Raw genomic sequence first — 18852 nt, 5'->3', positions numbered from 1 at the left:
ATATAGGGCACAACGCACAGATCCAGTGAGCCCCCATTCCATTCCAGCTCATTTTTTGTCAACAATTTAATGGCGATGACGCTTCCAGAGCACCCGCCCGACTCGTAAGTTTTTGGCTGTTAGTTGCATATATGACACCTAGAAAAAGCGCCCGAAGGCGCTTTTTCTATCTCGCAATCGTCGAGTCAGGCGAGATATGGATAGTCGCTCACAGTGAGTTCGAAGCCGTGAGCGTCGGCATTCAGGTGAGCGTGGGCGCCGAACGGCAGCGTGACCATGTTGTCGATGTGGCCGAACGGCAGGCCCGTAATAACCGGAATCCCCACGACCGAGCGAACTTGCTCGACCATCGCCAGGAAGTCGTAGCCGTTGTCGTAATCGTAGGATTTGCCGCCGGAAAAATCGCCGAGCACCAACGCATGCTGGCGCGAAAGAATGCCCGATAGATGGAGTTGATAAAGCATCCGCTCCACCCGGAACGGCTGTTCGTTGATGTCCTCGACAAACAGGATCCCGCCCTCCACCGGCGGCATATAGGGCGTGCCGACGAGCGAAGTGAGCATGGCGAGATTGCCGCCCCACAGCATGCCCGAAACGTTGGCATGCTGCGCCTGCGGCGCGTCGACCTTGAGCGTGAATTCGGGCTTCGAGAGCGTGTTCCAGAAGTGGTCCATCGTGAAGCTGCTCAACTCCGGCGCGCCGAAATCGCTCACGAGCATCGGGCCGCCGAATGTCGTGAGCCCGGCTTGTGCGTAGAGCGCAAGCTGGATCGCGGTGAAGTCGCTATGTCCGACGAATGCGATCGGCTGTCCGGAGAGGCGCTTTTGCAGGCCGTGGTAGTCGAGGCCGTGCAGGATGCGCACGGCACCGTAGCCGCCGCGCACGGCGAGCACGATATCGGGCAGGTCGCGCCCGGGATCGGCGAGGCGATTCAGCTCAGCGGCGCGCTGGCCATCGGTGCCGGCAAACCGCTGGAAGCGCCGCTCGGCGGCCTCTGTTCCCTCTACGCGGTGGCCCTGCGCGCGAAGACGCGTAATCCCGCGGTACACGGCTTCCTGGTCATGCGGATAGCCCGACGGTGCAATCAGTTCGATGGTGCGATGCATGGTCATGGTCAACAGGTCAGGTAATCGGCGACCGTGCCATGCGCCTGCCACGGCGCGGACGCGTGGCCGCCAGCGGCTATTATCCGTTGTTATCGATTGCTATCGCTTGTTATTGCTTGTTTTCGGCCACACCGGGATCGGCGCCGGCAATGGCCGCGCGGCGCGCTTCGCGGCTCGCGCGGCGGCGCTCCGCGAAGAACGAGCGCAGTGCATCGCCGCATTCGGTCTCGAGCACGCCCCCCGCCACGCACGTGTGGTGGTTGAGCTGGCCGTTCGAAAAGGCGTCGACGACACTGCCACATGCCCCGGTTTTCGGATCGCGCGCGCCGTACACCACGCGCGCGATGCGGGCGTGCATGATCGCCCCCGCGCACATCAGGCACGGCTCCAGGGTCACATAGAGTTCGCAGCCGGGCAAGCGATAGTTGCTCAACGCCGTGCCGGCGGCGCGCAGCGCGGCCATTTCGGCATGCGCCGAAGGATCGTGTGCACCTATCGGATGATTGAAGCCCGTCGCGACGACCTCGTCGCCACGCACCAGCACCGCGCCGACAGGCACTTCGCCGGCCGCGCGCGCCGTTTCGGCCGCGTCCAGTGCAAGGCGCATGAAATGGCGGTCGCGCTCGGTGACGGGTTCGCCGACAAGCTCGGCTCGGGCCTCGGCAGCTTCGGTGGATATGGGAGAGTCTGTGGATCCAGGCGGATCGGTTTGCGGCGCGCCCTCGCCCGGCACGGGCTCAGGGCGCTCCACGTGGCGCTTCTCGAGCTCGCACGGCGGCGTGGCAGCGGGCACGCCGCTCACGCGGCCCCCGCCGCGACGCCTTGCAGCGTCGCACGCTCGGTCAGACGCTCGGCAATGCGGCGGCGATACTCGTGCGGCACCACCAGCGGGCCGCCGCGCAGCGACTCCAGCGCCATGTCGAGCGCCAGCATGCGGGCGCGCAGCCGGCACTGGGCGGCCTTATCGCTCACCTTGGCGAGTTCTTCCTCGAGATCGCGCAGTGCGCGAAGCTGTTCGACCGCGGGCGGCACGAAACCCGCATTTTTCAGAATGCGGTTCGCCACGCGCACCTCTTCGGGGACGAAGGGGTCGTCGTCGAGCGACTGCGGCGCTCCGGCGCCCGGCAAATCGTCGAATTCGCCGCGCGCGGCTGCGGCGGCAATCCGTTGTTCGACGAGAGCATCAAGCAATTTCATCAGCAATCCACTACGTTGCGTCGATCAGATTCTATCAGGGTAACACCTGGAAGACCCTGCGCGTCTGTCATGGCTGACGTTCGATTCCGACGGATTGACAGATGGAGAATTTAATGCGCTGCGCATGTGATCGCCGGCAACGCAAAGCCGGATTCGTCTGATTGGAGCGCGCATGCCGAGTAGCTTATTTTCGAGCCAGATCCGCAACGGCCGCGATGGAGCGGCGATCCGGCGGCTCAATTCCGCTTTCAGGCTCAACTCGGGCCCAATTCGCGCTAAAAAAACCATGAAATCTGCTTCGATTTTCGACGCTTCGCCGGCTTCCGGCGATCGCACCGACGCCCCCCAAGCTGGTTCGCGCAGCTACCGCACCGCGCGGCGGCTGCGCCTTGGGGCCGCTTTAATGCTGCTGGCCGCCAGCCTTTCCGGCTGCGGCGTGTTTTGCGCCGCGGGCGGCGGCAGCGGCGGCATAGGAGGGGGATGCGGGGTGGGAACGGGAATGAGATTTTGAGGCGCCGCTGAGGGCGCCCTGGACTCTCAGGCCTTCAGCACCTTGCCCACCGCATCGACCACGATGCTCACGTTGCTTTCGTTGAGCCCCGCGACACACATGCGGCCCGAGCGCAGGATATACACCCCGAACTCCTCCTTCAGACGCTCGACCTGATCCGCGCTCAGGCCCGTGTACGTGAACATGCCGCGCTGCTTCACATAGCGCGAAAGCGCCTCGCCGCTCACGTGCGCCGCGAGCCCGTCATGAATCGCCCGACGCATGCGCGCGATGCGCTCGCACATCGCCGCCAGCTCCGCTTCCCACGACGCCTTGAGCTCCGGGTTCGTGAGCACCCGCGTAACGATCTTCGCGCCGTGCGTCGGCGGATTGCTGTAGTTCGAACGCACCGCGCCCGTCAGTTGCCCGAGCACGCAATCGGCCGCCTGGGCGTCATCGCAGATTACGTGCAGAGCGCCGCAGCGCTCGCCGTACAGCGAGAAGTTCTTCGAGAACGAATTCGCCACCAGCGCCGGCACACCGCGCCGCCCAAGCTCGCGCACCGCGAATGCGTCGGCATCGAGACCCGCGCCGAAGCCCTGATAGGCCATGTCGACGAACGGCAGCAGATCGCGCTTTTGCAGCACGTCGATCAGCTGGGCCCATTGCGACTCGTCCAGATCCACGCCGGTCGGGTTATGGCAGCAGGCATGCAGCAGCACGACGCTCTTCGCGGGCAGTGCGTCGATGGCCGAAAGCATGGCCTCGAACTTCAGGCCACCGGTGGCTTCGTCGTAGTACGGGTAGGTGTTCACCACGAATCCCGCGCGCTCGAAGATAAAGCGATGGTTCTCCCACGTCGGGTCGCTCACCCACACCTGGCTCTGCGGGAAATAGCGCTTGATGAAATCGGCGCCTACCTTGAGCGCACCCGAGCCGCCAAGCGTCTGCACCGTGGCGATGCGGTTCGCCGCACGCGACGGACATTGCGCACCGAACACGAGCGCCTGCACAGCGTCGCGATATTGCGCGAAACCGGCCATGGGCAGATACGGCTTCGCGCCCGGTTCGGCCAGGATCGCTGCTTCGGCCTCGTGAACCGCCTTCATCACCGGCAGACGGCCTTCATCGTCGAAATAGATGCCAATGCTCAGATTGACCTTGTTCTGTCGCGGATCTTTCTGGAAGTTCTCGTTGAGCGAGAGGATCGGGTCGCCGGGGTAGGCATCGATATGTTCGAACATGGCGTTGGCTTGCGAGTTATGGATGTTTACGAAATGCTGGCCGGAGCGATGTGACGTGACGTGACGTGACATGCGACAGGGTCTAGCGGGCCTGGACGCTGCCTTGCAGCGCCGGCACCGCGCCGCGGCGCCAGAAGCGATAGGCGAGCGCGAGCACCGCCAGCCAGACCGGAATTAGATAGACGGAAATCCGCAGATCCGGAATCAGATACATTACAACGAGAATGCCGGCGAGGAACACCAGGCACAGGTAATTCGTGAGCGGATAGCCGAGGCTCTGAAAACGCGTCGTCTGGCCCGCGCGAGCCTTCTCGCGGCGGAACTTCAGGTGAATCAGGCTGATCATCGCCCAGTTGATGATGAGCGCCGACACCACCAGCCCCATCAGCAACTCGAACGCCCTGCCCGGCATGAAGTAATTGATGATCACGCACGCCGCCGTCGCGACCGCCGTCACGGCGAGCGCCGCCAGCGGAATGCCGCGCCGGTTCACCTTGAGCAATGCCTTGGGCGCATTGCCCTGCTGTGCCAGACCGTAAAGCATGCGGCTGTTGCAATAAACACCGCTGTTGTAGACCGAAAGCGCCGCCGTGAGCACCACGACGTTGAGCACGCTTGCGACCAGATTGCTGTTCATCGCGTGAAAGATCAGCACGAAGGGGCTGCCGCCAGACACGACCTTTTCCCACGGATAAAGCGAGAGCAGCACGCCCAGCGCGCCCACATAGAAAATCAGGATGCGATAGATCACCTGATTGGTCGCGCGCGGAATCGTGTGCGAGGGGTCGTCGGCTTCGGCGGCGGTGATGCCGACGAGTTCGAGACCGCCGAACGAGAACATGACGACCGCCATCGACATCACGAGACCCGACATGCCATGGGGGAAGAAGCCGCCATGGCGCCAGAGGTTCGACACGCCCGCTTCCGGCCCCGCCGAGCCCGAGAGCAGCAGCCAGCCGCCGAACGCGATCATGCCGACGATCGCCAGCACCTTGATGATCGCGAACCAGAACTCGAGTTCGCCATATGACTTGACGCTCGCGAGATTGACGCCATTGATCACGACGAAGAAGACGAGCGCCGACACCCAGGTCGGCAGCGCCGGCCACCAGTAATGCATGTAGATGCCCACGGCCGAAAGCTCGGCCATGCTCACGAGCACGTAGAGCACCCAGTAGTTCCAGCCCGACAGAAAGCCGGCGAACGGACCGAAATATTTATCGGCGAAATAGCTGAAGGATCCGGCGACGGGCTCGTCGACGACCATCTCGCCCAGTTGCCGCATGATGAAGAACGCGACGATGCCCGCAATCGCGTAGCCGAGCAGCACCGAGGGGCCGGCGGTCTGGATCGTCTGCGCGATGCCGAGGAACAGTCCCGTGCCGATCGCGCCGCCCAGTGCGATCAGCTGGATATGACGGTTTTTGAGGCCGCGCTTCAGGTGACCGTCCTGGTCGCCGGGTTGCGCACCGGGTTGACCACTGCCGCCACGTGTGTCGTTTGAAACCATGTCTCTTCCTGTCTCTTCTTTATCGATGCGTCCGCCGGGGATCCTGGTGGGTTCCCAGCGCGGCCGCGCGAAATAAAATTGCGCGCACAACCCTCTGCGCCGGCGCGCTCTCAAGGCCGTCAGCGTTGACCGACAGTCCCGTCAGGCGAACAAAGTGTATAGGCGGAGCGGAAAAATATGATTTCATCTGATACGCAGGCAAACCCTGATTGGTACAATTTCATTTCGCATTAGCCACCCCCAAGGCAACGAAAGTGCAAAACTTCACCCTTGACTCCATCGACCTGCGGCTCCTTGCCGCGCTACAGGAGCACGGACGCGCCTCGAATCTGGAACTGGCCGCCGCCGTCAAGCTCTCGCCGGCCCAAACGCTGAGACGTCATCGCCGGCTCGAGGAACTGGGAGTCGTCAAGCGCTACGAGACGCGGCTCGACGCCCAGGCGCTCGGCTTTGGCGTGGTCGCGTTCATTCAGGTGACGATGGAGCGCGGGCACATGCGCGAGCTCGTCAAGTTCAAGGAACTCGTCGCGCAGTTGCCCCAGGTGCAGGAGTGCTATTCCGTGACTGGCGATATCGACTATGTGCTGAAGGTGGTCGCGCGCGATCTCAAGGCGCTGTCCGAATTCCTGCTCGACACGCTCATGCGCGCGCCCGGTGTGAGCAGCGTGCATTCGATCGTCTGCCTCGATGAACTCAAGGGAACGAGCGCCCTGCCGCTGGAGGCGTGAGCGGAGCGCCAGACGGAGTGAAGCAGGCTTGCTGGGGATAAGTCCAGTGCGAAACGCAATTTTATAGCATTTGCATGCCCCGTATGAGGGATGATTGCGCTCTCGCTGAGGGAAGGCATGCCGGCAGTGGACTTGCGCGCGGGGTACGGGAGATCCCGATAACTATCAGCCCTCTCAGTCCGACGGGCCGCCGCACTTCAGCAGCCAACGACCTTTTGTGTCGTAACGCGTCTTGCCGAGGCAGCTATCGACCAGAACGAATTCCCGCACGGTCCATGTGATCGGCTTAATCTCGCGCGGATCGACCGGGCCGTCGTCGCCGTACAGCACGTGAGGTGCAGGCGCTCGGTATGCAGCCTCGGTCATCGCGCAAAAAAACAACTCCCGGCCAGTATTCCCTGCCGGGCGTTTCTCAGAACACTGGGTGAGCAGCGGTTTGCGGCCAACTACCATTCGATACGTTGGGCGTGCGGCCACGGCCGTTGGCCCGGCCGCGCCGCTGGGGATCACTCCCACTCTACTGTCAATCCGAGGTTGGAGCCTTGTGTTGACGGCGTTTCCGCTCGGTCGGGCGGCGTCGATACCGCCAGCGATACCGAGAATCCTACCTCGCACTTAATGGCGTTCGTCGAACCGGGTCAACCTCATACCAGAGAACCAACGCACGTTTTGTTTGAGAAATCGCGAACCTTGGGCGTCTCAGGACGATTTGTGAACGCGATACCGTCGTTGATACCGTCAGGCTCTTTGGAGCGCGGCCCTGGCAAAGTCGGATAACAGTTGCGGTAGGATGATGGTCTTTTGAGCCTCAGCCGGCGATCGCCTCAAGATCGCTGAATCCGTCGTCCCGCACCGATGCCTCTCGACTACCCTACCCTCGACGCGCTGCGCACGCGCCACCCCGCTTGGCGCCTCTTGCGTTCCGACCACGCGCCGCTCGCTGTCAGCTTCCTGCATGGCGTGTTCGTCGCGCCAAATGTGCGCGTGATGGCGGCTCCGCTTCTTGCCGAAGCGCTCGAGGACGAGCTTTACGCGTTGCGCGAGCAACTCGGCGATGGCGCTTTCCCGAGACCCGCGCTCGAGTACCTGAACGATTGGGCCAGTCCCGAGAAGGGATGGCTGCGAAAATTCTATCGCCAGGGGTCGGATGAACCACAGTTCGACCTGACGCCCGCCGCGGAGAAAGCCATTGCGTGGCTCGGCACGCTGACGGAACGCAGCTTCGTAGGCACCGAATCGCGCCTGCTGACGCTTTTCGAACTGCTGCGGCAGATGAGCGAAGGCAGCGAGGCCGACCCGGAAAAGCGCCTTGCCGAGTTGCATGCACGGCGAGCCCAGATAGACGAAGAGATCGCTCGCGTCGAGGCGGGCGACGTGCGGTTGCTGGATGACGCTGCGCTCAAGGACCGCTTTCAACAATTCATCCAGATGGCGCGCGATCTCCTGACGGACTTCCGCGAAGTCGAGCAGAACTTCCGGCTGCTGGATCGACACGTACGCGAGCGAATCACGCTCTGGGAGGGCTCAAAGGGCGCGCTCATCGAGGAAATCATGGGCGAGCGCGACGCAATCGCCGATTCTGATCAAGGCAGCAGCTTCCGGGCGTTCTGGGACTTCCTGATGTCGAGCCGCCGTCAGGACGAGCTTTCGGCGCGGCTCGAGCAAGTACTCACCCTCCCCGCCGTAGCGGCCATGACACCGGACGCACGCACACGGCGCATCCACTATGACTGGCTTGAGGCAGGCGAACACACGCAGCGCACGGTCGCGCAGCTCTCACAGCAGTTGCGGCGGTTCCTTGACGATCAAGCGTGGCTTGAAAATCGCCGCATCATGGACATCCTGCGCGGTATAGAAGCCAAAGCGTTCGCGCTGCGTGAAACGCCGCCTGCCGGTGCGATGACGGAGATCGAGACAGCTTCGGCCGATATCGAGTTGCCGATGGAACGTCCGCTGTATGCCCCGACACTGCGCCCCATTATCGCCAACGTCGCGCTCGAGTCCGGCGATGCGGACCTTGACGCCTCGGCTCTGTACGCGCAGATCGTCGTTGACCGCGCGCGTCTCGCGAGTCACATCCGCCGATGCCTGCAGGATCGGCCACACGTGACGCTCGCCGAGTTGGTCGAATCGCGGCCGCTCGAGCACGGACTTGCCGAGCTCGTCGCGTATCTGCAAATGAGCGCCTCAGGAGAATCGTTTCGAGCCGCCGTCGATGAATCCGTCTCGGATATGATCGAATGGCAGGTGAACGATGCAAACGGAACAGCAATCATCAAACGCGCGACGCTGCCGCGCGTGATTTTCACAAGGTAGCGATGAGGGAAGAACAGCAAGACACGTCGCTTGGTCGAGGTGACTTATCGACGGTTGCCATCACGCTGCTCAAGGGCGTGGTTTACCGCGATGGAAACGACCGTCTCTGGGCTGTGCTGCTCGAATTGCAGCCGCACGTGCGCGACTACGTCGCCGTGCTTGGGCTTGACCTCGTGGTAGACGAAGCGGAAGGCTACGCCTTCCTTAGAAGCCGCGCCGAGCAGGCCGCTGACGTCGAGAGCGGGGAACAGGCGAAGCTACCGCGCCTCGTCGCCCGGCGCCCGCTTTCGTTCCCCGTGAGCCTGCTGCTCGCGCTGCTGCGGAAAAAGCTGGCCGAATGGGACGCTGGCGGCGGCGATACGCGGCTCGTTCTCACGCGCGAGGAGATCGTCGAACTCGTACGCGTGTTCCTGCCCGCGAGCACCAACGAGGTGCGCCTCGTCGACCAGATCGACACGCACGTGAACAAGATCGTCGAGCTCGGTTTCCTGCGCCGGATGAAGACCACGAGCGGACCGCCCACATTCGAGGTGCGGCGCATCCTGAAGGCCTTCGTCGATGCGCAATGGCTGCTTGACTTCGACGCGCGGCTCGCGGGTTATCAGGCGCACCTGGACAGCTCGACGGTTTCGGAATCACCGGAGAATCGCGATGAATGAGCCGCGCACGCTTGGCCTCGATTTTTCCGCCGACGGTGCACTGACGGGCTTTCGCCTCGAGCGACTCGAGGTCTTCAACTGGGGCACGTTCGACGACCGGGTCTGGGTCCTGCGGGTAGATGGCCGCAACGGCCTGCTGACGGGCGATATCGGTTCAGGCAAGTCGACGCTCGTCGATGCGATCACGACGCTCCTCGTGCCCGCGCAGCGGATCGCCTACAACAAGGCTGCCGGCGCGGACAGCAAGGAGCGCACGCTCCGTTCATATGTGCTCGGCTACTACAAGTCCGAGCGCAACGAGGTAACGGGGACGGCCAAGCCCGTGAGCCTTCGCGACCATAACAGCTATTCGGTGGTCCTGGGCGTCTTCCGCAACGCTGGGTACGATACGACCGTCACGATCGCGCAGGTGTTCTGGATGAAAGACGCGCAGGCCCAGCCCGCGCGGTTCTTCGTCTGCGCCGAACGCGATCTCTCGATCGCCGCCGACTTTTCGCGCTTCGGCACCGACATCGCCCAGCTACGCAAGAAACTGCGCGGGCTTGGCGCCGAAATCGAGGATACCTTTCCCAGGTACAGTGCCTGGTTCCGGCGGCGCTTCGGGATCGAAAACGAGCAAGCGCTTGAGCTCTTTCACCAGACCGTTTCGATGAAGTCAGTGGGCAACCTGACCGACTTCGTGCGCAGCCACATGCTCGAGCCATTCGACGTCGCGCCTCGCGTCGACGCGCTGATCACCCACTTCGACGATCTCAATCGCGCTCATGAGGCGGTTCTCAAAGCCAAGCGCCAGGTGGAGTTGCTGGCACCGCTCGTCGCGGACTGCGATCGTCACGCCGAACAAGGGCACACGCTGGATGGCTGGCGAGCATGCCGTGAAGCGTTGAAGCCCTACTTCGCCGGGCTCAAGCTCGGCCTCATCGAGCGTCGCCTTCAACTGCTCGACGAGGACCACACAGGCGCGAGCTCACGCAAGGCGCGGCACGAAGAAATGCGCGACCGAACCCGCCAGCGCGTCGAAGACCTGCGCCGCGCCGTGGCCGAGCACGGCGGCGATCGCATCGCGCAGCTCGAGGCTGAAATCCGCGAGCACGAGCGCGAAAGCGCACGCCGCCGCGAACGCACCCAACGCTATGCCGCCATCGTTACCGTGCTCGGCGAGGTCGAGGTCACCGACGAAGTATCGTTTGCGTCCCAGCGCCAACGTCTGGCCGAACGACGCAGCTCGCTCGCCGACGACGAGGCGCAAAAGCAAAACGCCATCACCGAATGGAGCGTGGCATTTCGCGAAGGAAAAGCCCGCCGCGACCTGCTGGAGGATGAAATCGCGAGCCTGAAGGCTCGACGCAACAACATCCCGAAGGAACAGGTGACAATGCGCGCGAGCCTCTACTCAGCGCTTGGCCTCGAAGAAGAGACCCTGCCGTTCGCGGGCGAACTCATCCAGGTGCGTGTTGATGCCCGCGACTGGGAAGGCGCCGCCGAACGCGTGCTGCGCAACTTTGGCCTGTCACTGCTCGTGCCTGACGAGCACTATGCAGACGTAGCGACCTGGGTCGATCGCACCCATCTACGAGGGCGGCTCGTCTACTTCCGCGTGCGCGCGGAGCGCACCCCGCTCACGGCCGGAGCGCTCGAACTGCACCGCGACTCACTCGCGCACCAGCTCGCGATCAAGCCAGATTCGCCGTTCTATGTCTGGCTCGAGCGCGAAATCGGCCGTCGCTTCGACTACGCATGTTGCGAAACGCAGGAGCAATTTCGGCGCGAGACGCGTGCGATCACGCGCGCAGGCCAAGCCAAAGCGCCCGGCGAGCGTCACGAGAAGGACGACCGCCACGCACTCGACGACCGCAGCCGCTACGTGCTCGGTTGGAGCAACACGGCTAAAATCGCTGCGCTCGAAGCACAACGGCGCACGCTCGAGGTTCGTCTGGGCGAGATCGGGCAGAAGCTTGCAGAAGCTCAAAGCGAGCACGCGAAGGTGCGCGAGCAGCTCGAAGCGCTTGCGCGCATCGGCGAGTTCGTCGACTTCCGCGACATCGACTGGGGAAGCTGTGCGGCCGCGATCGCGCGTCTGGCAGACGAAAAAGCCCGCCTCGAAGCGGCAAGCGACACCCTCGCGGAACTAACGGCTCAGCTGGAGCAGGCACAAGCGGCATTGAAAGCGACTGAAGCAGCGATATCCGAAACCGACTCGAAACTAGGCGGCATCCTAGCCAGGCGCGAATCAGCAGAAATGTTGCGCGATGAAACGCGCGCGCTGGCCGTGGAAGTAACTGCCGAGCTTGTCGAACGCATCGAGGCGCTGCGCATGGAGATGCTCGGCGAACACCAGCTCTCCGTCGAGTCGTGTGACAACCGCGAACGCGATGTACGTGAGGCCTTGACCACTCGCATCGACAACGAAACCAGGGCGCTCGGCCGCCTCGCGGAAAAAATCGTCAAGGCCATGGCGGCCTTCAAGGATGCCTACAAGCTCGAGACAGCCGACTTTGATGCGAGCCTCGAAGCGACGTTCGAGTACCGCGAAATGCTCGCGCGGCTGCAAGCCGACGACTTGCCGCGCTTCGAAGCGCGCTTCAAGGAGCTGCTGAACGTCAATACGATCAACGAGATCGCCAACTTTCATGCGCAACTCGCGCGCGAGCGCGAGACGATCAAGGAGCGAATTGGGTGCATCAACGAATCGTTGCGCCAAATCGACTACAACGCGGGCAGATACATCGTTCTCGAGAGTCAGCCGAGCCCCGACACCGAGATCCGCGAATTCCAGGGCGACCTGCGCGCCTGCACCGAAGGCGAATTGACCGGCTCGGACGATAGCCAATACTCGGAAGCGAAGTTCATGCAGGTCAAACGCATCATCGACCGCTTCCGCGGCCGCGAAGGACTGACCGAACAGGACCGGCGCTGGCGCGCGAAAGTGACCGACGTGCGTAACTGGTTCCTGTTCGCCGCCAGCGAGCGCTGGCGCGAAGACGACAGCGAATACGAGCACTACTCGGATTCAGGCGGGAAGTCCGGCGGTCAGAAGGAAAAGCTCGCCTATACGATCCTTGCCGCGAGCCTCGCCTACCAATTTGGTCTCGAATGGGGTGCCGTGCGCTCGCGATCGTTCCGTTTTGTCGTCATCGACGAAGCCTTCGGCCGTGGCTCCGACGAGTCGGCACAGTACGGTCTCACGTTGTTTCAAAAACTGAACTTACAACTGCTCATCGTCACCCCGCTTCAGAAGATTCACATCATCGAACCGTTCGTGTCGAGCGTCGGATTCGTACAGAACGATGGCGGACGCGCCTCCAAGCTGCGCAACCTGTCGATCGAGGAGTATCGCGCGCGCAAGGCGGAGTTGGAGCGATGAGTTGGACGACGGCTGCGGATCTGCGGGCACGCCTTCAGCGCCTATGGGAGCGTGGCGAATGGTTACGAAGCCTGGTCGTTGGCGGCGAAGGCCTATTCCCGCTGCGCCTGGCAATAAAAGGGCCCAGTTCGCCTGAATTGGCTGAGCGCTTCGACGCCGTCCGCGCGTGGATCGCAGAACTCGTGGCCACACCGCGCGTGCGCATCGAATGGCGCGAGATCAATCATCGAATTCTCGGCATGCAGCGCGTGCCACAGGCAGCCTGGGTCGACAATCTGCACGATGCGCTCGCGCTCGCCGGCAAGCGCCGCGAGGCCGCGCAATTCGAGCGGCTGCTCGAGATCACGCGCGCCCGCCAGCCGAAGCTCATCTCGTGGCTCGCGCAGCGCCCGTTGCTAGCGCTGGAAGTTGCCGACGACTGGGAACGGTTGCTCGCCGTCGTCGACTGGATGGTGGGACATCCTCGTCCGGGTCTGTATCTACGGCAGGCGGAAATCGCGTCTGTCGACACGAAGTTCATCGAAGCGCGGCGCGGGGTGCTCACGCAATGGCTCGATCACGTGCTACCACCCGAGGCAATCGACGGCAGCCGGACCGGCGCCACGCAATTCGCCGCTCGCTACGGCTTCCGTGAGAAGCCGTCTCGTATCCGATTTCGCGTGCTCGATGAGCGCCTCGTCGTACTACCCGGCGTGAGGCGGCCTGACATCGCACTCGACGCCGACAGCTTCGCGCGCGTCGCACTGCCGTGCCGACACGTGTTCATTACGGAGAACGAGACAAATTTCCTGGCGTTTCCTGACGTTCCACAATCGATAGTGGTCTTCGGAGCGGGCTACGGTTGGGAAGCACTGGAGCCCGCGCGATGGCTCACGGATTGCGCGCTTCACTACTGGGGTGACATCGACACGCACGGCTTCGCCATTCTGGACCAATTGCGCAGCTGCCTCCCCAATGTTGGGTCGTTCTTGATGGACCGCGCCACGCTGATGGCACATGAAGCATTTTGGGGAGAAGAAGGCGATCAGGTCGTACGCGATCTGCAGCGACTCACGGCTAAAGAGCGGGAACTCTTCGACGACCTCCGCGACAACCGGATTCGCCATGGACTGCGGCTGGAGCAAGAGCGCGTGGGATTCGGGTGGGTCAGGGCGGCACTCGAAGAGCGGGCTTGCGCTTAGAACTTGCCGATCTCACCGCAGAAGCCGCCTCAAAGATGCCCGGCTCAACTCCAAGGTTCAGCGACCTCGGTTTGCGCTGCCGTTGCGCAGCAGAGCATCAGAGATCGTCGACAGCACCTCAGCCAGTCGTCTTGCGGTCTCGGAAGATGGCAGCGGCAACCTGAGACTATGCTCGCCCGTCACCGCATCGCGCTCGACCCACGGGTGCTCGGCAAGCGCGCCATCGCTCGGCTCACTCAGCGCCGACGCCAGCACCGCGCCGAACTGCAGCAACCCTGACCACGGTTCGAAGGACGCGCCGCGTTGCGCTGCATCGGCGGTCGAAGCTTGAGGCCGCTCTCCGCCACCGGCGAGGTCGGTTTCCAGGACGCTCGCGTCACGCGCCGCGTTGCCAGACACGAGGGCGCCGCTTGCGGCTTCTTCCGCCACGGCCATGACCTCGCTCTCTCCCATGCGCCCCGTGACGTTCTCGACATCCTTCATGAAGCGGGTCAGGCGCGAACCGCCAAGCAGAATTTCGCTGGCGCCGCCGTCGAGGATGCCCTCCGCCAGCGAGCGCTTGAAAGCCAGCACCGACAGCATGCCCTCCTCGATCGTTCCCTTCGCGACGTAATTGACGACTTGTACAGGCTTTTTCTGGCCCAACCGATAGATGCGCGCGATGCGCTGTTCCAGCACCGCCGGGTTCCATGGCAGATCCATGTTCACGAGCGTCGACGCGTGCTGGAGGTTGAGCCCCGTGCTGCCCGCGTCCGTCGACAGAAACACCCGGCAGTCCGGATCGTCCCGAAAGCGCTGCACCAGCGCGGGCCGATTTTCCGACGGCACGCCGCCGTGGAAGCTGACGTAGCCGATGCCGAGCGTCTTGAGCCGGCGAATGACGATCTCATGCGTGCGCGTCCATTGACTGAACACCACGACTTTCTCGTCCGGCTGGGCGAACAGCGACTCGAACAGCGTCGCCAGCTCGTCGGCCTTCACGCCATGATCGGTTTCCTGGTCCAGCAGATAGGTGCTGTTGCACGACATGCGCATGTTCTGCAAAGCACAGGTGAGGCGCCGCTGGTCCTGATCCGACAGAAACTTCGTGTTACGCCAGCGCCGGACGATTTTGTTTTGGCCACGATGTCCGCGTTTTCCGTGTGGTACGCCATCTGCATCTCGGTCATCGGCACCAGCAGATTCTGGTCGGTACGCCCGGGCAACTGCGGCAGCACCTCAGACTTGCGGCGCCGTATCATGATCGGCGCCAGAGTCTGGCTGATCTTCTCGAGGCCCGTGTATCCCGTCACGCGTCCCGCGTCGTCCTTGACCTGATGTTCGTGCAGCAACTTCCACGTGGGCCCGAGACGGTGCTGGTCGACGAACTGAACGATGGAAACGAGTTCTTCCAGCTTGTTCTTGAGAGGCGTTCCCGTCAGCACGACGGCATAGGGGCTGTCGATTCGCTTGAGAGCCTTCGCCGCGATGGTGTTCCAGTTCTTGATGCGTTGCGCCTCGTCGACGATAACCAGTTCCGGCGCCCACGCGGAAATCACGTCGAGGTCCGATTTCAGCTTCTCATAGTTGGTGATCTTGTAGAGATCCTGGGCCGCATATTCGCCCCGCCTCTGGGCAAGGCCGCCTGCGACCACCCTCGAGGCATGGCCGGAGAACCGCCTGATCTCGCTCTGCCACTGATACTTGAGCGAAGTCGGGCAAATCACCAGCACTTTCGACACGCCAAAATGCCGGATCAGGATTTCAGCCGCCGCGACGGCCTGCACCGTCTTGCCGAGGCCCATTTCGTCGCCAATCAAGGCGCGCCCGGCCCGCACGGCGAACAATGCCCCTTCGGCCTGGTAAGGATAGAGCGGCACCTTGAGCAGCTTCCTCAGCGAGGGAGTCGCCGCTCCTTGCGGAAACTGCCCGTCGAGCATCCTGGCACGGCGCGCCGCATCGTTACGGCCGGCGATGAGATCGAGCGCGTCGTCATGGGCGCGCAATTCGTGCCCAGCCTTAGCCACACTGGATAGAAAGCGCCCGAGATCTTCGAAACGGCCCTCCGGCAAATGCCATCGCCGAGACTCGTCGAACAAAGCGGCGGCCGCTTTGGACACCTTTGTCGGGCAATCCGTGCCGGCGCGAAAATGGACCGATCGCCCTCCATCGTTGCGCAAATAAAGCTCCGAGAATGCGGGCTGATAACCACGGGCAAAGGCCGCCTTTGCGCCGCGCTTGCGCAGCAGTCGCGCCAAGGTAAATTCAATGTGCTTGCAAGTGCCGAGTTCGTTGGTGGCGTAATCGGGGCAGGCGCAAAAGTTATCGCCCGGGCCGGCTCCACGAATCGATACGCGATAGCTGGAGTTCGACTCCGGATTGCCGACGCGAAATTCGGAGAAATACGGCTCCGTCCCGAGGTTCTCCAGCGAGAACGCCTGCTCTTGGCCGAATTGCCGACGCAAGGCGCGCTGCCAGTCGGCGGGTGACATTTGATCGGGGGCGTGTGTGCGAGAAAGCTTCGGGGATCGATGTGACTTGATGGAAGAGCGTTGGCTAGTCGTGGCTTGACCTGATATTCGCGCGACCGGCCCACTCCATCAATGCGGAGTCCCGCGGGTCTCGGGTTGCCTCTCACGCGTGCAGATCTCGATCAAGCCGCCCAACGGCTGAATTCGCCGCCCGGATCGAGTCCGTAGCGTCCTTGATTACCGACTGGCTCGGGAGAAAGGAGGGGCTACAGTATATCCCGGGCCTCATCGTCCATCACCCGCGGATTCGATCCTCCGCCTGGCGACGGCAGGATTCGCTGCAAAGCGAATATGACTGGCTCATTCATTCGCCGACTTCGCCCCAGAAGGGGGCGCCGACCGTCCGCCAAGCGTCATGCGCTCGCGATTCATTGGCTAGTCTTTTGTTGACAAATGACTAAATAATGCAACAAACTTCAAGTACGATGCCTTCCACTGACAAGACGCTCGAACAAGCCGTCCTGGCGCTCGCTGAGCGCCAGCCGTTGCTGCGCGCGCGCGATTTGGTCAAACAAGGCCTCCCGACCATGGTACTCAGCCGGCTCGTTGCGGCGGGCAAGCTGGAACGCGTCGCCCGTGGCGTCTACAGCCTGAAAGGACACGTACCCAATGAGCATAGATCCTTGGCCGAGTCCGCACTGCGCGTGCCGCGTGGTGTGGTGTGCCTGCTGTCGGCACTACGCGTCCACGGCATCGGCACACAGGCCCCCTTCGAGGTCTGGATGGCCATTCCCCCACATACGCCCACGCCGCGCCTAGATCACCCGCACCTGCGCGTGGTGCGCATGTCAGGCGCAGCCCTGACCGAAGGCGTCGAGCACATGGAAATCGATGGCGTACAGGTGCCCGTATTCAACTTGGCCAAGACGGTGGCGGACTGCTTCAAGTACCGCAACAAGATCGGCCTTGACGTAGCCCTGGAAGCGCTGCGCGATGGCTGGTCGCAGCGCAGGCTCACGATGGACACGCTCTGGCACTACGCGACAGTGAACCGCGTGACCAATGTCATGCGCCCCTATCTGGAGAGCGTGACCACATGAGCCACAACCTCGCCGCCTCCATTCGGGCCCGCCTGAAGCAGCACGCGGATGCCTCGAAGCAGGACTTCAACCTGACGCTCACCCAATACGGGCTAGAGCGGTTGCTGTACCGGCTGTCGATCTCCCGGCATGCCGCCAACTACCTGCTCAAGGGCGCCCTGCTGTTTTCCTTGTGGTACGACCAGCCGCACCGGCCAACGCGGGATGCTGATCTGCTCGGCTATGGCCCCGACGACATCGACACCGCCGTCTCGATTTTCCGCGAGATCGGCCAGATCGAAGTCGAGGACGGCGTTGCGTTCGAACCGGGATCCGTGAGGGGCTCCGAAATCCGCAAGGAGGCGGGCTATGGCGGCGTGCGGATCGATCTGAGTGCGAAGCTGGATGGCGCGCGCATTGCGCTGCAGGTGGATATCGGATTCGGGGATGCCGTCACGCCGGCACCTGAACCCGTGAACTATCCGGTGCTGCTCGACGATCTTCCGGCTCCACAACTACGGGCCTATCCGAAGTACACCGTGGTGGCCGAGAAATTTCACGCAGTGTGTCTGCTGGGCATGGCCAACACCCGCATGAAAGATTATTTCGATCTCTGGGTGTTGCTGACCGAGGAGACCTTGGACCCTGCCGAACTGCATCGCGCCGTCCAAGCCACGTTCGCCCGGCGAAGGCTGGACATCCCCGAAGCGACCCCTGTGGGCCTGAGCGACGCCTTTGCGCAGGATGCCTCGAAGCAGAAGCAATGGACAGCATTCCTGAAGAAGAACCGCCTGCAGCCTTTGGACCTGGTCCAGGTCGTGGGACTGCTGCTCAATGAGTTCCAGCGACTTCACGCCCGCTGAGGGCAGCCTCCCCCCGTTCAAAGGACCGACCCTATGAACAAGCGCCCCACACATAAGACCGTGCCTACGGTAATGGCTGCGCTATGGGCGATGAGCGCGCGACGACTGGATCGGACGCCGAACACCGCGGCAATCCTGGCTCCCCGCGGTATCCGCAAGCAGACAAGCCAAGCGTCTGCTGTACCGCCCGGATACCGTCAGCGCCGCTGACGGTATTAAGCGAGCATCCGTACATACTGCCTGCGGATACCGTCAGAAATACCGTCAAATTGCGGTTGCTCGGGCTCCACGCAGGCGCGGACGCAGGTTAAGGATTCCCATACTAATCAAGGGCTTACGAACCTGCGTCCGGCAATTTAGAATCGGGCGTGGGTGATCGACCACCTCAACCCATTGAATTTAAAAAGGAATTTTAAAAATCCCTACTCCCACTCGATTGTCAATGTCCGGGATGGAGCCTTTTAGGGACGGCGTTTCCGCTTGGTCACGCGACATCGATACCGTCAGCGGTACCGAAAATCCTGCTCGGCACTTATCAGCTTTCGCCGGGCCACGCCGGAGCATTCGAGCTCGCTTTGTTTCAAAAACCGCGGACACCCATATCTCCGGACGATTTGCGAACGCGATACCGTCGCTGATACCGTCAGGCTAGTTCGAACGCGATT

General features: G+C 62.6%; 16 protein-coding genes. 8 read left to right on the top strand and 8 right to left on the bottom strand.

Annotation, left to right across the window (positions count from 1 at the left end; genetic code table 11):
* Positions 1-185 precede the first annotated feature (185 nt).
* The 3 genes from ldcA to P5W98_RS06980 form a co-directional block, all read right to left on the bottom strand.
* The gene (gene ldcA / locus P5W98_RS06990; RefSeq protein ID WP_421023890.1) at positions 186-1112 is read right to left on the bottom strand and encodes a muramoyltetrapeptide carboxypeptidase; all 927 of its coding nucleotides are present in this window, start codon (positions 1110-1112) and stop codon (positions 186-188) included.
* Between the two features lie 103 nt (positions 1113-1215).
* Positions 1216-1785, bottom strand: a complete 570-nt coding sequence (gene tadA / locus P5W98_RS06985) for a tRNA adenosine(34) deaminase TadA (protein ID WP_421025209.1) — start codon at positions 1783-1785, stop codon at positions 1216-1218.
* A 119-nt stretch (positions 1786-1904) separates the two neighbouring features.
* Positions 1905-2303, bottom strand: a complete 399-nt coding sequence (locus P5W98_RS06980) for a DnaJ family domain-containing protein (protein WP_421023889.1) — start codon at positions 2301-2303, stop codon at positions 1905-1907.
* Between the two features lie 172 nt (positions 2304-2475).
* On the opposite strand from P5W98_RS06980, the gene P5W98_RS06975 reads away from it, so the two are divergent.
* Positions 2476-2814 carry a hypothetical protein gene (locus tag P5W98_RS06975; RefSeq protein ID WP_421023888.1) on the top strand — a complete coding sequence of 113 codons (339 nt, stop codon included), beginning with the start codon at positions 2476-2478 and terminating at the stop codon, positions 2812-2814.
* 26 nt (positions 2815-2840) lie between these two features.
* On the opposite strand, the gene P5W98_RS06970 is transcribed toward P5W98_RS06975, so the two are convergent.
* On the bottom strand, positions 2841-4037 hold the full coding sequence (locus P5W98_RS06970) for an amino acid aminotransferase (protein ID WP_421079435.1): 1197 nt from the start codon (positions 4035-4037) through the stop codon (positions 2841-2843).
* 82 nt (positions 4038-4119) lie between these two features.
* Positions 4120-5547: an amino acid permease gene (locus tag P5W98_RS06965; protein ID WP_421023886.1), complete on the bottom strand. Its 1428-nt coding sequence runs from the start codon at positions 5545-5547 to the stop codon at positions 4120-4122.
* 254 nt (positions 5548-5801) lie between these two features.
* Here P5W98_RS06965 and P5W98_RS06960 point away from each other — a divergent pair, with 254 nt between their 5' ends.
* The gene (locus tag P5W98_RS06960) at positions 5802-6275 is read left to right on the top strand and encodes an Lrp/AsnC family transcriptional regulator (protein WP_421043849.1); all 474 of its coding nucleotides are present in this window, start codon (positions 5802-5804) and stop codon (positions 6273-6275) included.
* 174 nt (positions 6276-6449) lie between these two features.
* On the opposite strand, the gene P5W98_RS06955 is transcribed toward P5W98_RS06960, so the two are convergent.
* Entirely contained in the window at positions 6450-6728 is a 279-nt protein-coding gene (locus P5W98_RS06955; RefSeq protein WP_421079434.1) for a hypothetical protein, read from the bottom strand.
* 402 nt (positions 6729-7130) lie between these two features.
* Here P5W98_RS06955 and P5W98_RS06950 point away from each other — a divergent pair, with 402 nt between their 5' ends.
* From P5W98_RS06950 to P5W98_RS06935, 4 genes are read left to right on the top strand one after another with little or no spacing between them, the layout of a single operon-like run.
* Positions 7131-8591 (top strand): DUF3375 domain-containing protein, encoded by a 1461-nt coding sequence (locus P5W98_RS06950; protein ID WP_421079433.1) that lies wholly within the window; start codon positions 7131-7133, stop codon positions 8589-8591.
* Between the two features lie 2 nt (positions 8592-8593).
* Complete coding sequence (locus P5W98_RS06945) at positions 8594-9250, top strand: DUF4194 domain-containing protein (protein WP_421079432.1); 657 nt, start codon at positions 8594-8596, stop codon at positions 9248-9250.
* A complete protein-coding gene (locus tag P5W98_RS06940; protein WP_421079431.1) occupies positions 9243-12614 on the top strand; it encodes an ATP-binding protein in 3372 nt (1123 codons plus the stop codon). Before P5W98_RS06945 ends, P5W98_RS06940 begins: the two co-directional genes overlap by 8 nt.
* Entirely contained in the window at positions 12611-13795 is a 1185-nt protein-coding gene (locus P5W98_RS06935; protein WP_421079430.1) for a DUF3322 domain-containing protein, read from the top strand. The genes P5W98_RS06940 and P5W98_RS06935 overlap by 4 nt, the downstream gene beginning before the upstream one ends.
* Positions 13796-13852: 57 nt before the next feature.
* On the opposite strand, the gene P5W98_RS06930 is transcribed toward P5W98_RS06935, so the two are convergent.
* A complete protein-coding gene (locus P5W98_RS06930; protein WP_421079429.1) occupies positions 13853-14824 on the bottom strand; it encodes a DEAD/DEAH box helicase in 972 nt (323 codons plus the stop codon).
* Positions 14773-16266 carry a DEAD/DEAH box helicase gene (locus P5W98_RS06925; protein WP_421079428.1) on the bottom strand — a complete coding sequence of 498 codons (1494 nt, stop codon included), beginning with the start codon at positions 16264-16266 and terminating at the stop codon, positions 14773-14775. Before P5W98_RS06925 ends, P5W98_RS06930 begins: the two co-directional genes overlap by 52 nt.
* Positions 16267-16709: 443 nt before the next feature.
* Between P5W98_RS06925 and P5W98_RS06920 the strand changes: the two genes are divergently transcribed.
* Together P5W98_RS06920 and P5W98_RS06915 are read left to right on the top strand one after the other, a co-directional pair.
* A complete protein-coding gene (locus P5W98_RS06920) occupies positions 16710-17345 on the top strand; it encodes a type IV toxin-antitoxin system AbiEi family antitoxin domain-containing protein (protein ID WP_421079427.1) in 636 nt (211 codons plus the stop codon).
* A complete protein-coding gene (locus tag P5W98_RS06915) occupies positions 17342-18187 on the top strand; it encodes a nucleotidyl transferase AbiEii/AbiGii toxin family protein (RefSeq protein WP_421079426.1) in 846 nt (281 codons plus the stop codon). The genes P5W98_RS06920 and P5W98_RS06915 overlap by 4 nt, the downstream gene beginning before the upstream one ends.
* Positions 18188-18852 lie beyond the last annotated feature (665 nt).

It is taken from the genome of Paraburkholderia sp. A1BS-2L, from assembly GCF_051125205.1.
Taxonomy (GTDB): Bacteria; Pseudomonadota; Gammaproteobacteria; order Burkholderiales; family Burkholderiaceae; genus Paraburkholderia.
Note: the sequence above shows the minus strand (reverse complement) of the source record. Positions and strands in the feature narration are given on the sequence as shown.

Bases quoted from the DNA above. Each gene is read 5' to 3' on its own strand.
- ldcA (WP_421023890.1), bottom strand. From the start codon at position 1,112: ATGACCATGCATCGCACCATCGAACTGATTGCACCGTCGGGCTATCCG.
- P5W98_RS06980 (WP_421023889.1), bottom strand. From the start codon at position 2,303: ATGAAATTGCTTGATGCTCTCGTCGAACAACGGATTGCCGCCGCAGCC.
- P5W98_RS06975 (WP_421023888.1), top strand. From the start codon at position 2,476: ATGCCGAGTAGCTTATTTTCGAGCCAGATCCGCAACGGCCGCGATGGA.
- P5W98_RS06970 (WP_421079435.1), bottom strand. From the start codon at position 4,037: ATGTTCGAACATATCGATGCCTACCCCGGCGACCCGATCCTCTCGCTC.
- P5W98_RS06965 (WP_421023886.1), bottom strand. From the start codon at position 5,547: ATGGTTTCAAACGACACACGTGGCGGCAGTGGTCAACCCGGTGCGCAA.
- P5W98_RS06955 (WP_421079434.1), bottom strand. From the start codon at position 6,728: ATGGTAGTTGGCCGCAAACCGCTGCTCACCCAGTGTTCTGAGAAACGC.
- P5W98_RS06950 (WP_421079433.1), top strand. From the start codon at position 7,131: ATGCCTCTCGACTACCCTACCCTCGACGCGCTGCGCACGCGCCACCCC.
- P5W98_RS06945 (WP_421079432.1), top strand. From the start codon at position 8,594: ATGAGGGAAGAACAGCAAGACACGTCGCTTGGTCGAGGTGACTTATCG.
- P5W98_RS06940 (WP_421079431.1), top strand. From the start codon at position 9,243: ATGAATGAGCCGCGCACGCTTGGCCTCGATTTTTCCGCCGACGGTGCA.
- P5W98_RS06935 (WP_421079430.1), top strand. From the start codon at position 12,611: ATGAGTTGGACGACGGCTGCGGATCTGCGGGCACGCCTTCAGCGCCTA.
- P5W98_RS06930 (WP_421079429.1), bottom strand. From the start codon at position 14,824: ATGTCGTGCAACAGCACCTATCTGCTGGACCAGGAAACCGATCATGGC.
- P5W98_RS06925 (WP_421079428.1), bottom strand. From the start codon at position 16,266: ATGTCACCCGCCGACTGGCAGCGCGCCTTGCGTCGGCAATTCGGCCAA.
- P5W98_RS06920 (WP_421079427.1), top strand. From the start codon at position 16,710: ATGCAACAAACTTCAAGTACGATGCCTTCCACTGACAAGACGCTCGAA.
- P5W98_RS06915 (WP_421079426.1), top strand. From the start codon at position 17,342: ATGAGCCACAACCTCGCCGCCTCCATTCGGGCCCGCCTGAAGCAGCAC.